This is a genomic window from Rugamonas rivuli, assembly GCF_009380165.1.
In the GTDB taxonomy this organism is placed as follows: Bacteria; Pseudomonadota; Gammaproteobacteria; order Burkholderiales; family Burkholderiaceae_D; genus Rugamonas; species Rugamonas rivuli.
The window spans coordinates 359544-372607 of sequence record NZ_WHUF01000006.1; the positions used below are offsets into that span (position 1 = coordinate 359544).

The following is a 13064-nucleotide window of genomic DNA, read 5'->3' on the forward strand; positions in this document are numbered from 1 at the left end:
CCGCAAAGAGAGTCCCTAGTGAACAAATCGCAGACGTTGTCCCGCCTTGCCTTCATCATGCTGCTGTCCGCCGGTGTCATCGGCGCCGCCCACGCATCCAAAGCCGACCACCACGAATTCGAGGCCACGCTGCACGCGCCGTTCGCCGCCGACGGCGCCGACCAGGATCGCCCGGAAGCTCGTACCTTCAAGCTCGGTTTCGATTTCCCCTTGCTCGAACGCGAGCAGGATGTGAAGTGGCGGCTGGAGCTGGTCAGCCCGGACGGCGTGGTGGTGCAGCAGTGGCAGGGCGTGCAGCGCATCGCCGGCAAGCCGGTCGATGTCAGCATCGCCTGGGACGGCCGCGCCGACGGCTTGATCCTGACCGACGGCGTGTACGTGGCGCGCATGCAGGCCGTCACCGGCGACGACACGGTCGAACAAAGCTGGGATATTTCGGTGGGCCGCAATCCGGCCCAGTCCATGCCTGCCTTCAAGGCCTTGCCAACCTCCGCGACCTCCGCGGCCTCCGCCAAGCCTGCGCGCGCCAACGGCCGCGTAGTGCAGGGCGCGGTGGCCGCCACGGGCTCGCTGCCATACACCGTCTACCTCGGCAACCTGCACAGCCAGACCAACCATAGCGATGGCGGCGGGGCGCTGGGCAGCTGCACCGGCGCGCAGGCGCCGCAAAGCGCGGCGCTGGGACCGGCCGACGCCTACCAGTACGCGATGAACAAGGGCCTCGATTTCCTGATGGCCTCCGAGCACAATCATATGTACGACGGCTCCGACGGCACCAACGCCTCCGCCGATCCGGCCGCCGCCAAGGCGCTGTTCCAGTCCGGCCTCGCCGCCGCCGCCAACTTCAACAGCGCGCACGCCGGCTTCCTCGGCATGTATGGACTGGAGTGGGGCGTCATCAACAACGGCGGCCATATGAACATCTTCAACACCACCGAGCTGCTGGGCTGGGAGAGCAACAGCAGCGGCCAGCTGATCGCCGATACGCTGACCGCCAAGGGCGACTACGCGGGCCTGTACACGCTGATGCGCCAGCGCGGCTATGTCGGCCAGTTCAACCATCCTGAATCGTCGGGCCAGTTCCAGGTCAACGGCACGGCGCTGGGCTACACCGCCGACGGCGACCAGGCGATGGCGCTGTGCGAAGTGCTCAACACCTCCGCCTTCTCCACCAACACCAGCGAGGCCGAGACCGGCCGCAGCACCTACGAAGGCGCCTGCAACAAGGCGCTGGAGGCGGGCTACCACGTCGCCTTCTCCAGCGACCAGGATAACCACTGCGCCAACTGGGGTGCGTCCTACACCAACCGCACCGGCGTGCTGCTGCCGAACGGTACGCCGCTGACCACCGCCAGCATGATCGCCGCCATCAAGGCGCGGCGCGTGTTCGCCACCATGGACAAGACCTCGCAGCTGATCCTGACCGCCAACGGCCACGTGATGGGTGAGCGCTTCACCAACAGCGGCCCGCTCAACCTGGTCGCCAACTTCGCCAGCAGCAACGGCAAGACGGTATCGTCGGTGAAGATGTACGAGGGTGTACCGGGCCGCAACGGCACCGTGACGCAGCTGTCGGCCACCGCCAGCACCACCATCACGCCGGCCGTGGGCGAGCACTTCTACTACGCCAAGATCACCCAGAACGACGGCAACATCCTGTGGTCGGCGCCGGTGTGGGTCACGCAGGATAGCGGTGGCGGCACCACCACGCCGCCGGCGGCGACGCAGCTGATCGCCAACGGCGGCTTCGAATCGGGCGCGTCATCGTGGAGCGCCACTTCCGGCGTCATCACCTCGGATGCGGGGGAGGCCGCGCACGGCGGCAGCTACAAGGCCTGGCTGAACGGCTACGGCAGCGCCCATACCGACACGCTGTACCAGAGCGTGACGATACCGGCCGCCGCCACCAGCGCCAACCTGTCGTTCTGGCTGAAAGTGGTGTCCAGCGAGACCACCACCACCAACGCCTACGATACGCTCAAGGTGCAGGTGCGCAGCAGCGCCAACGCCGTGCTGGCGACGCTGGCGACCTATTCGAATCTGAACAAGGGGAGCACGTATGTGCAAAAGAGTTTCGACCTGTCGGCCTATAAAGGGCAGACGGTGAGGATATACTTCGAGGGTGTGGAAGGCTCGACGGTGTCGACCGCCTTCCTGGTGGATGATGTCAGCCTGATCGCGCAGTAAGGCGGCTTAGTTGGTCCACGGCTGTTCGCGCTTCCTGCCTTTGCGCGCGAACAGCAGCAGCACGCCGATACCGATCAGTATCAGCTTGTAGTTCACCGGCTCCGGCACCGACACCATGTTGGCTTTGCCGGCCGCCGGTTTTACCGCCTGCACGCTGCTGGCGGCATGTGCGGTCGCCGGCGCCGTCTCTGCTGCATATACCTGAACGCTTACTGCGGAGGCGCTCAATAACAGCGCCGCTATCTTGCTCATCAATCGCATTCCTTGCCCCTGCCAATATTCATGTGACAAGTATAATAGATTGTTAATTTTCCCGCATCCGTGCGGTAACACACGGAGCGGAACATAAAGTGCTTGACCCTACACGCCGAGGCTGGAGCCTGCGCCCAGCAGCGTGGCCACGCCCAGCACCGCGAACACCAGCGCGGCGATGCCGTGCACCAGCTTGAGCGAGACGCGGTTGGCGATCTTGTCGCCCAGGTAGACCGCCGGCACATTGGCCAGCATCATGCCGAAGGTGGTGCCGCAGACTACCGCCACCAGGCTGTCGTAGCGGGCCGCCAGCGCCACCGTGGCCACCTGCGTCTTGTCGCCCATCTCGGCGGCGAAGAAGGCGATCAGCGTGGTCAGGAACACGCCGTACTTCGCCAGCGGCATGTCGCCGTCGTCGATCTTGTCCGGCACCAGCGTCCACGCGGCCATCGCCAGGAAGGACACGCCCAGCACCCAGCGCAGGATGTCCGGCCCGAGCAGGCTGGTGATCCAGGTGCCGACGGCGGCGGCAAACGCGTGGTTGGCGATGGTGGCGACGAAAATCGCGGCGACGATCGGCAGCGGGCGGCGGAACTTGGCGGCCAGGCAGAAGGCGAGCAACTGGGTTTTGTCGCCGATTTCAGCGAGGGCGACGATGCCGGTAGAGACGAAGAAGGCTTCCATGGGTTTTGTATGTAGTACGCGGGCCGGAAACGATTAACCAATGATCCAGGCGCGACTCCGGCCCATCATGGCCGCACCTCGATCATGGTCTCGTCAAGTTTTTCAACCACCTGCACCACGGTCTGCGGACCGATTATGTTGACACAGGTTCTTGCGCCGGGGTGGCGCAAGCCGACTACTCCCCACTTACGGCCCGAATGATAGCATAGCCACACGCATGTACACATCTTCGATACATGGCTATGCTATTCTGCTTCGCGCTCCAGACCTTATTGAAAAGATCACCATGCCTATCAAGAAAACACTGTCCGCGTTCGTCCTGTCCGCCCTGGCGGCGCTGGGCGTCGCCCACGCCGACCCCCTGAGCTACGCCCGCTACGACCAGGTGCGCACCAGCGACCTGTATCTGGACCTGAAGGCCGATTTCGGCCACAAGACCCTGGCCGGCTACGCCGAGCTGACGCTGAACTGGATCGACAAGTCGGCCCGCACGCTGGTGCTGGACACGAACGAACTCAATATCGCCAAGGTGCAGGTGCTGAACCCGAACGGCCGCTGGAACGCCGCCTCCTTCATGCTCGACAAGCTCGACGCCGAGAAGGGCCGGGCGCTGCGCATCGCGCTGCCGTTCCAGCCGCAGAAGGTGCGCGTGTACTACCGCACCGCGCCGTCGGCCGCCGCGCTGCAATGGATGTCGCCGCAGCAGACCATGTCCGGCAAGCGTCCGTTCATGTTCAGCCAGTCCGAGGAAATCAACGCCCGCTCGTGGGCGCCGGTGCAGGACACGCCGGCCGTGCGCTTCACCTACAGCGCCCGCATCGAAGCGCCGACCGGCATGCGCGTGGTGATGAGCGCCGAGAACGACCAGCAATCGACCGGCGCCGGCGGCTGGAAATTCAAGATGGCGCAGCCGATTCCGTCCTACCTGCTGGCGATCGCCATCGGCGAGATCGACGTGCGCAACCTCGGCCCGCGCTCCGCTGTCTACGCCGAACCGGCGCGCATCGAGGCCGCCGCCTACGAGCTGGCCGACACCGAGAAAATGATCAGTGCCGCCGAAGGCCTGTACGGCCCGTACCGGTGGGAGCGCTACGACATGATCGTGCTGCCGCCGTCGTTCCCGATCGGCGGCATGGAGAACCCGCGCCTGACCTTCCTCACGCCGACCATGATCGCGGGCGACCGCAGCCTGGTCGACCTGATCGCGCATGAACTGGCGCACTCGTGGTCCGGCAACCTGGTGACCAACGCCTCGTGGAAGCACTTCTGGCTCAACGAAGGCTTCACCACCTACGTCACCACCCGCATCGTCGAGAAGCTGTACGGTGAGGAAGTGGCGGAGATGAATCTGCAAGTGGAGCAGGAAGAGGCGCTGGCCTCGCTGCCATCCATCCCTGCGGCCAAGCAAGCCTTGGTCACGCGCGACGCCGACACCAGCGCCGCCAGCTATACCGACAGTGGCCTGGTCTATCCGAAAGGCGCGTGGCTGCTGCGCACACTGGAGCAGCGCGCCGGCCGCGAGACCTTCGATCCCTTCCTGCGCGGCTGGTTCGACCAGCACGCGTTCAAGTCGGCCACCACCGACGAATTCGTGGCCTACCTGAAGAAGAACCTGCTGGATGCGCGGCCGGAAGTGATGTCGCAGGCGGAGCTGGACGAGTGGCTGTACGGCGCCGGCATCCCGGCCAGCGCAAAACATGCGGCCTCGCCGCGCCTGGCCGCGCTGGACGCGCAGCGCACCGCATGGCTGAAGGGCGAGCTGCCGACCAGGGACTTGAACGGCAAGAACTGGATCGCGCTGGAGTGGATGCACTTCCTGAACGATATCGACGGCAAGGCCAGCGCCGCGCAGATGCAGGAGCTGGACCAGGCTTTCGCGCTGGGCAAAAGCGGCAACAACGAAATCGCCTACCGCTTCTATCTGGCTTCCATCAAGGCCGGCTACAGCGTGCGCGAGCCGCTCAACGCCTTCCTGATGAGCGTGGGCCGCCAGAAGTTCGTGGTGCCGCTGTACACCGCGCTGCTGAAAAACCCGGCCGAAAAGGAATGGGCCAAATCGGTTTACGCCAAGGCGCGTGAACACTATCATCCGGTCACGCAAGGCTCGGTCGACAAACAATTTAAAAAATAATGATGACTAAATTCTCCCGTAATTTTGCTGCGGCGCTGCTGGTGCTGGCGGTATCCGTGCCGGCGCTGGCCGCCGCGCCGGCCTACAACCTAGATGCCGACGTCAAGCTGGCCTTGAAGACCTTCGACGTGCCAGGCATGGCGATCGCCATCGTCAAGGACGGCAAGGTCATCTCCGCCAGCGGCTACGGCGTGCGCAAGCTGGGCGACCCGGCGCCGGTGGATGGCAAGACGCTGTTCGAAGTGGCCTCCAACTCCAAGGCCTTCACCGCCGCCGCGCTGGCGATGCTGGTCGACGAAGGCAAGATCGCCTGGGACGATCCCGTCACCAAGCACCTGCCGGATTTCCAGATGTTCGACTCCTACGTCACCGGCGCGATGACGGTGCGCGATCTGCTGACGCACCGCAGCGGCCTGGGTCTGGGCGCGGGCGATCTGCTGTGGTGGCCGACCACCAGTTTCAGCACCGATGAAATCATCGCGCGGCTGCGCTACGTGAAGCCGGCCACCAGCTTCCGCAACAGCTACGCCTACGACAACCTGCTCTACATCGTGGCCGGCAAGATCATCGCCGCCAAGGCCGGCAAGCCGTGGGGCGCGGCCGTGCAAGAGCGCATCCTGGCGCCGCTGGGCATGAACGGCACCACCACCAGCGTGGCCGCGATGCTCGCCAGCGGCGACTACTCCGCGCCGCACAGCAAGATCAACGACAAGGCGGCCGTGGTCAAGCCCATGCCGGTGGAGAACGCGGTGGGCGCGGTCGGCATCAACACCAGCGCCGAGGACATCGCGCGCTGGATGAACATGCTGCTCAACGGCGGCAAGCTGGAAAACGGCACGCAGCTGATCAGCGCCAAGCAGCTGGCCGAGATGTGGTCCGAGCAGACGCCGATGCGCATCCGCGAACCCAAGCCGGCGCTGGCCGCGACCAAGCCTAACTTCTCGGCCTATGGCCTGGGCTTCAGCCTGCGCGACTACAAGGGCCGCAAGATCGCCATGCACGGCGGCGCGCTGCAGGGCTTTTATTCGACCGTGCTGATGGTGCCGGAAGAGAAGCTGGGCATCGCCATCCTGACCAATGCCGAGAACAGCCCGGCGATGGCGTCGCTGTACTGGCGCATCCTCGACCAGTATCTGAATGTGCCGGCCAGCGACTGGATACAGCTGTACGCCGACCAGGAAGCGGCGTCGCACAAGGAGGAGCTGGAGCGCCAGGGCAAGGAGACGGGCGCGCGCACCGCCAAGTCGACGCCATCGCTGCCGCTGTCGGCCTACGACGGCGAGTACGAAGACCCGTGGTACGGCAAGGTGACGATACGCGCCGAGGGCAAGAAGCACATCATGAGCTTCACCCGCACGCCGGACCTGGCGGGCGAGCTGGAACACTTCCAGCACGACACCTTCATCGTCCGCTGGAAGGAGCGCAACTTCAACGCCGACGCCTACGTGACCTTCGCGCTGAATCCGGACGCCAGCATCGAGCGCATGAAGATGGCGCCGGTGTCGATGGAGACGGACTTCAGCTACGACTTCCGCGACCTGAACTTCACGCCGGTCAAGCCGCCCAAGGCCGACAAGGCAGCGAAATAGCTACAGCGTGGGGCTGGTTGATATTTAACGAAATCCGGAGTGCTATCACGGTTAAGATTGACCGAGTTCATTGTGATAGGGAGCTACGTTGAATAAGCCAGATTCCCCACCGCTGCTGAGCGCAGGCGTACATCGAATGACGCTCTCGGAATTCGAGCGCCTGGCGGTCGCTCCTTTCCCAAACGACGACCAGCGGCAGCGCCTTTTCCTGCTATTTCAGCAGTGGGTTTCAAATCTCCAGGCAAAATATGTAAGCGCTATACTGTGGATAGACGGCTCATACCTGACCACCAAGTTTGCACCGGATGACATCGACTGCGTGATGTGGAGCCCGTCTTTTACCGTGCAGCTAAGCGATTCAGAAAAGCAGAAAGTGTTGCCGCTGATTGAACGCGTTGGTGTAGGTGCCCAGTTTGGGATTGATTTGTATATGGAAAGCCCAGCGCCAAGTCAAAAATTGAGTCGTGAGGCCTATTGGCGTGGACTATTCGGTTTTCAGCACGATGGCAAGCGTGCCAAGGGTTTTGTGGAGCTATGTATATGAGCATTGAATTCCTGAAGAAGCACGCTCAGACGCTAGCCGAGTTTGCGCGCGAAACGTCACAGCGTGCGGCCGAGAACCCCGCTGATTTCTGGCTGCAAGCGACCGCAAAAAATCAAGAGCAGGCCGCAGCGGACGCCGCGCTGGAAGTGCGGCTGGCTAGTGCCGAACAGGTCGGTGAGTTGCTCGACTTACGGTTTATCGGCCCGCAGGCAGATGGGGCGATTTCCCTGGATGCTTTTATTCGTATTGCAGAGCCGTTGCTGAAGGCCTGGAAGGCTGCGGCTTACCGTATCCGCCATGGTGCGATCGATGGGCGTATTGGCGGCGAGATAGTCGATGCCCTGAATCTGAGGCTGGCTGGATTGTCGCGAGGGTCGGCCAGAATTTCCTTAACTGGCAATGCTGCCGCCGATTTGTCGGGTGAAAGTCTGCTACATGCAACGTTGACGCAAACGTTCAATCTCCTGGCGGCAGACAATGACGCTTTTTATGACGCGGTCGATGCAATGGGCGGCCGTGCGGCCAGTCATTTTGGCGATGCGATGAAGGCGATCAGAACGGCTGGGCTGTCCGCTGAGTTTTCCTGGCAGTCGCCAACTCAGCGTTTTACATGGCAGGGAAGCACTGACGAAATCGTGCGCGTGAAGGTGTTGTTGGATGCCGTCGCGGAGCCGGAAGTTTACGATGAAAAGATTTCTGGTTCGGTATCCGGCATCACGGATACCGGACGCTTGGAAATCCGCACTCATCAAGGAAAAGTGTTGGTTAGATTTCCGCTGGATCAGACCGAGGCGGTACAGCGGCTGGCGATCAGAAAATCGGCTACGCTGCTGGTGCGGACGACCAAATACTGGAATGCTGTCGCAAAAAAAGATGTACTCAAGAGGTTGATGATAGGCTTGGTCGAATCGTAGCCTAAGCCTGCTGCTCGACCCGGTTGCGGCCGTTGCGTTTGGCGCGGTACAGCGCCAGGTCGGCAGCATGGAACAAATCGTCCAGCGCGGCGTGCGGGCCGTGCGCCACGGCCACGCCGAAGCTGGCCGTCACGCGCAGGATGTGGCCGTCGGACAGCGTCAGCGGCTCGCGCGAGATCGCCTCCCGCAGCCGCTCGGCCAGCGCGTGCGCCGCCTCCAGCCCGCAGTAGGTGGGCATCACCACGAATTCTTCGCCGCCGTAGCGCGCCACGATCTCGCCGTCGCGCAGGCTGTCGCGCACCACCTCGGCGATGCGTATCAACACCTGGTCGCCGGCGTCGTGGCCGTAGGAGTCGTTGACCGACTTGAAGTGGTCGACGTCGAACAAAATCACCGCCAGCGATTCGCCCTGGTCGCGCGCGCCGCGCAGGCGCAGGTTGCCGGCCGCCGTGAAGGCGCGGCGGTTCAGGATGCCGGTCAGGTAATCGGTGTCGGCGCGCAGCCGCAGTTCCTCGATCAGGCGCACGCGCTCCTGCTCCAGCCGTTGACGGTCCATGCTGTTGGCGCGCAGCGTCGCCAGCGCGCGCAGCATGTCGCCGATTTCGTCGTCGCGCCTGGCGCCGCTGGGCGGCATCGAGAAATCGCCGTTGCCCAGCCGGACCACGGCGCGCGTGGCGCGCAGCAGCGGCACCACCACGCGCCGCCGCACGATGGCCAGCAGCAGCGTCAACGCCAGCAGGATGGCGGCGCCCACCAGCAAGGCCAGCACCAGCTCGTGCCGCGCGGCTTCGTAGTCTTGCAGGGCTTGCGTCTGCGCCTCCTGCAGCAGCACGTCGCGCAGCGCCAGGATGGGCGCCATGCAGGGCACGTAGCGCTGCGCGAACTGGCCGGTGTCCATGCCGTAGGCGCGGCCGGCGCGGCTGGCCTGCTCGACCTCGGCGACCAGTCGCTGGCCGGCCGCGAAATACACCTCGTCCATGCGCGCCACCGCCGCCAGCACGCGCGGCTCGCTGTCGATGTCGCTGCTGGGGATCTTGATCAGCTGGCGCAGCTGTTCGATGCGGCCGCGCAGGAATTGCAGGCGCTGGTGGTCGGCCTCGGTCAGCGGCCGCGGCGCGGCCAGCGGCACCGTCAGCGCCGAGCCGAGACGGCCGGCGAACTCGCGCAGCTCGACGGTCAGGCGGGCCTTCATCAGGATGCGGGCGATGCGCGGATACACCTGTTCCGAGGCGCGGGTGTAGCTGGTGACGGCGTTCAGCGCCAGCGGCACCAGCTGGAACATGCGTTCGATGGCGGCGTCCAATCGTTCCGGCGTGCGCTCGGCCGGCGGCAGCGCGGCCAGCTGGTCGACCGTCAGGCGGGCCGCGCCCAGCGCGTCGTACAGCGGCGCCAGCGCGGTGGCGGGACCGGCGTCGGCGGCCAGGTCCTGGCGCAGTTGCGCCAGCGCCAGGTCGGTGTCGGCGCGGGCGCGCAGCAGCCGGGCATGGCGGGCCGGATCGGCCGGCAAGTGGTCGCCCAGCACGGCGTTGACCGGGCCTCGTTCGTAGGAGAGTTTTTCAGCGGCGACCATGGCGCGCTGCATCAATTGCAGCGTGTGGTGGCCGGTGCCGGCTGCGCGGTAGTGTTCCCATTCGCCCCACAGCAGACGGCCCAGCATGCCGCACACCAGCAACGCCAGCACGGCGCTGGCCAGGGTGAATAGTCGGGTTAGTCTCATTGCTGCCAGCCTGCATTTCAATTTGCTAGGTAGCAATATGCCATAAAGCCGGGCGGCTGTGGTTGTTGGGGCGGCGGCGGGGGGAAATGAGACGCCGGCAGGCGGCTAATGGTACGATGGCGCCCGCGCGTCACGGCAGGGGTGTTTGTTTTGATGCAAAGCTTGAATGATTAATAATTGAGGGATGAAGAAGATGTCTATGCAACGAGTTATGCTGCGCTCCAAGCTGCACCGTGTGACGGTCACGCAGGCTGACCTGAATTACGAGGGTTCCTGCGGTATCGACCAGGATCTGCTGGATGCGGCCGATATCTGGGTCAACGAGAAGATCGAGTTGTACAACGTGAACAATGGCGAGCGCTTTGCTACCTACGCCATTCCGGGCCTGCGCGGCACGGGCGAGATCTCGCTGAACGGCGCCGCCGCGCGCCGCGCCCAGCTGGGCGACCTGCTGATCATCTGCACCTACGCGCCGATGACCGAAGATCAGGCCCGCGACTACAAGCCGAAAGTCGTTTTTGTCGATGACAAGAACAAGATCAAGGGCATGAAGTAAGCCTTTGAACAAAGAGAGCCGCCGCCCCAAGGGCCGGCGGCTTTTTTTACTTGGACATGCCGTCGTTGCGCAGCAGCTGCGACATGTACTGCGGCGTGATGCCCAGGAAGGATGCCACCACCTTCTGCGAGATGCGCTGCTCCAGCCCCGGATACTCGCGCCGGAAGGCGCTCAGCCGCCCCTGCGCCGGCGAGGCGCTCAGGTACAGCCTGCGGCTCTGGTCGATGATGCCGCGCTCCGACACCCGCAGATAGTAATCCCGCAACAGGCTGTTGCTCATCGTGAGCTTGCTGATCTCCAGCCAGTCCAGCCGGTAGCCGTGCACGGCCGTCTCCGCCACCACGAAATTGAGCGCCGGCTCGTCCTCGCGCGCGCGCAGCAGGTCGTCGTGCGCCGCCGCCGGCTCGCCGTCGGTCAGGAAATGCAGCGTCACCTCGTTGCCGGTCTCGGTGATGAAACCGGTGCGCGCCACGCCGCTGTGCAGCCACACCACGCTGTTGGCGACGACGCCGATGCGCTGCAGGTACTCGCCCTTGCGCATGCTGACCGGTACCGCCAGCGGCGCCAGCATGCGCGTCACCTCGTCATACATGTCAGCCGTGACTTTGTATCTCCGGGCAACAATATCCCGGTACTTTGCTCTGTGGTCTAAGAATGCCTGGTTCATTTTTCGTGGTGTTTTTCGTTCCGGCATGTAAATGGCCGTACATAAGTCCCGGAAGTGTAAACGTTTTCTCAGTCCTTAACGCAATTTTTGTTGTGATTTGGAATGTAAATCGAAAATATATTTCAAACTTAAACCAGTTGAATGGCGGCTGAAATCGGCGTTACCATAGGCAACTAATCAGCCACGGGAGACAGCCATGAAAATCACCGATCTCAGCATAGGACGCCGCCTGTCGCTGGGCTTTGCCGTCATCCTCGCCATCCTGATACTGAACACCGGGCTGGGCATCTACCGCCTGCAGGGCGTGGCCGAATCCACCCGCGCCATGATGGAACTGCCGCTGGCCAAGGAACGTCTGATCGCCGACTGGTACCGCGTGGTGTTCGCCGGCATCCGCCGCACCACCGCCGTGGCCAAGAGCGCCGATCCGGTGCTGGCCACCTTCTTTGCCGAGGAAGCCAAGAATTCCACCGCCTACGCCCAGGGCCTGATCAAGAAGATCGAGGAACTGGCCACCGACGACGACAAGGCCCTGATGGCCGATCTGGTCAACACCCGCAAGGCCTACGTCGCCGGGCGCGACGGCGTCATGAAGGCCAAGGCCGCCGGCGACGCCGACGTCGCCACCAGGCTGCTCGACGAGACCTACATCCCGGCCGCCAAGACCTACGAAGCGATGCTGCAAAAAATGCTGGATCATCAGCGCAAGGAAATCGATGCCGCCGCCGCCCGCATCGACCAGGTGGCCAAGGACAGCCGCAACCTGCTGGTGGCGATGGCGGCGCTGGTGGTGGCCTTCAGCGTGGCGTTCGCGTGGTGGCTGACGGCCGGCATCACCCGTCCCATCAACGAGGCGGTGGCGCTGGCCGAATGCGTGGCCGGCGGCGACCTGGTCGACCACAGCAACCGCGCCGCCACCGGCTACAGCCAGGACGAGCCGGGCAAGCTGCTGCAGGCGCTGCACCGCATGTCGGGCGGCCTGGTGCGCATCGTCAGCGACGTGCGCAACGGTACGGACGCCATCGCCACCGCGTCCTCGCAGATCGCCGCCGGCAACCTCGACCTGTCCTCGCGCACCGAACAGCAGGCCAGTTCGCTGGAGGAAACCGCCTCGTCGATGGAAGAGCTGACCAGCACCGTCAAGCAGAACGCCGAGAACGCGCGCCAGGCCAACCAGCTGGCGGCGTCGGCCTCGGATGTGGCGCAGCGCGGCGGCGCCGTGGTGTCGGACGTGGTGCAGACCATGGCCTCGATCGACGAATCGTCGAAGAAGATCGTCGACATCATCGGCGTCATCGACGGCATCGCCTTCCAGACCAATATCCTGGCGCTCAACGCCGCCGTGGAAGCGGCGCGCGCGGGCGAGCAGGGCCGTGGCTTCGCGGTGGTGGCGTCCGAGGTGCGCAACCTGGCGCAGCGTTCGGCCAGCGCCGCCAAGGAGATCAAGGCGCTGATCGACGATTCGGTGGGCAAGGTGGCGGCCGGTACGCGCCTGGTGGGTCAGGCCGGCAGCACGATGGAGGAGGTGGTGTCGAGCATCCGCCGCGTGACCGACATCATGGCCGAGATCAGCACCGCCAGCAGCGAGCAGACCAACGGCATCGAGCAGATCAACAATTCAATCACGCAGATGGATCATGTGACGCAGCAGAACGCCGCGCTGGTGGAGCAGGCCGCCGCAGCGGCCGATGCGATGCAGGAACAAGCCGCCAAGCTGGCCGACGCCGTCAGCATCTTCAAGCTGGGCGACGCCGCGCCACGGTGGCCGGCCGTGCAGGGGCGCGGCGGTGCGCGCCCCATGCTGGCTCCAGGTGGCTGAAACC

The 13064-nt window shown here is 64.3% G+C and carries 11 protein-coding genes and 1 riboswitch; of the genes, 7 read left to right on the forward strand and 4 right to left on the reverse strand.

The features are described 5' to 3' along the window. The first annotated feature begins 18 nt into the window (after positions 1-18). Complete coding sequence (locus GEV01_RS23145) at positions 19-2187, forward strand: CehA/McbA family metallohydrolase (protein ID WP_328595601.1); 2169 nt, start codon at positions 19-21, stop codon at positions 2185-2187. A gap of 6 nt (positions 2188-2193) precedes the next feature. Here GEV01_RS23145 and GEV01_RS23150 read toward each other — a convergent pair whose 3' ends face one another. Together GEV01_RS23150 and GEV01_RS23155 are read right to left on the reverse strand one after the other, a co-directional pair. Further along, positions 2194-2439, reverse strand: coding sequence for a hypothetical protein (locus GEV01_RS23150; RefSeq protein ID WP_235914530.1), 246 nt, complete (start codon positions 2437-2439; stop codon positions 2194-2196). 108 nt (positions 2440-2547) lie between these two features. Then, complete coding sequence (locus GEV01_RS23155) at positions 2548-3123, reverse strand: TMEM165/GDT1 family protein (RefSeq protein ID WP_070359405.1); 576 nt, start codon at positions 3121-3123, stop codon at positions 2548-2550. An 11-nt stretch (positions 3124-3134) separates the two neighbouring features. Next, positions 3135-3319: riboswitch (yybP-ykoY riboswitch) on the reverse strand. Between the two features lie 90 nt (positions 3320-3409). On the opposite strand from GEV01_RS23155, the gene GEV01_RS23160 reads away from it, so the two are divergent. The 4 genes from GEV01_RS23160 (at position 3410) to GEV01_RS23175 (ending at position 8301) form a co-directional block, all read left to right on the forward strand. Further along, a complete protein-coding gene (locus tag GEV01_RS23160; protein ID WP_152807851.1) occupies positions 3410-5254 on the forward strand; it encodes a M1 family metallopeptidase in 1845 nt (614 codons plus the stop codon). Next, positions 5254-6843: a serine hydrolase gene (locus GEV01_RS23165; RefSeq protein ID WP_152807852.1), complete on the forward strand. Its 1590-nt coding sequence runs from the start codon at positions 5254-5256 to the stop codon at positions 6841-6843. Before GEV01_RS23160 ends, GEV01_RS23165 begins: the two co-directional genes overlap by 1 nt. Before the next feature lie 88 nt (positions 6844-6931). Beyond that, the gene (locus tag GEV01_RS23170; RefSeq protein ID WP_217428478.1) at positions 6932-7387 is read left to right on the forward strand and encodes a DUF6932 family protein; all 456 of its coding nucleotides are present in this window, start codon (positions 6932-6934) and stop codon (positions 7385-7387) included. Continuing rightward, positions 7384-8301 carry a hypothetical protein gene (locus tag GEV01_RS23175; protein WP_152807854.1) on the forward strand — a complete coding sequence of 306 codons (918 nt, stop codon included), beginning with the start codon at positions 7384-7386 and terminating at the stop codon, positions 8299-8301. The genes GEV01_RS23170 and GEV01_RS23175 overlap by 4 nt, the downstream gene beginning before the upstream one ends. Position 8302: 1 nt before the next feature. Here GEV01_RS23175 and GEV01_RS23180 read toward each other — a convergent pair whose 3' ends face one another. Beyond that, a complete protein-coding gene (locus GEV01_RS23180; RefSeq protein WP_152807855.1) occupies positions 8303-10018 on the reverse strand; it encodes a GGDEF domain-containing protein in 1716 nt (571 codons plus the stop codon). A gap of 199 nt (positions 10019-10217) precedes the next feature. Between GEV01_RS23180 and panD the strand changes: the two genes are divergently transcribed. Then, positions 10218-10574, forward strand: coding sequence for an aspartate 1-decarboxylase (panD, locus tag GEV01_RS23185; RefSeq protein ID WP_152807856.1), 357 nt, complete (start codon positions 10218-10220; stop codon positions 10572-10574). Between the two features lie 46 nt (positions 10575-10620). On the opposite strand, the gene GEV01_RS23190 is transcribed toward panD, so the two are convergent. After that, entirely contained in the window at positions 10621-11166 is a 546-nt protein-coding gene (locus GEV01_RS23190) for a Crp/Fnr family transcriptional regulator (RefSeq protein ID WP_070272356.1), read from the reverse strand. A gap of 271 nt (positions 11167-11437) precedes the next feature. On the opposite strand from GEV01_RS23190, the gene GEV01_RS23195 reads away from it, so the two are divergent. Then, complete coding sequence (locus GEV01_RS23195) at positions 11438-13060, forward strand: methyl-accepting chemotaxis protein (RefSeq protein ID WP_152807857.1); 1623 nt, start codon at positions 11438-11440, stop codon at positions 13058-13060. Positions 13061-13064: the final 4 nt, after the last annotated feature.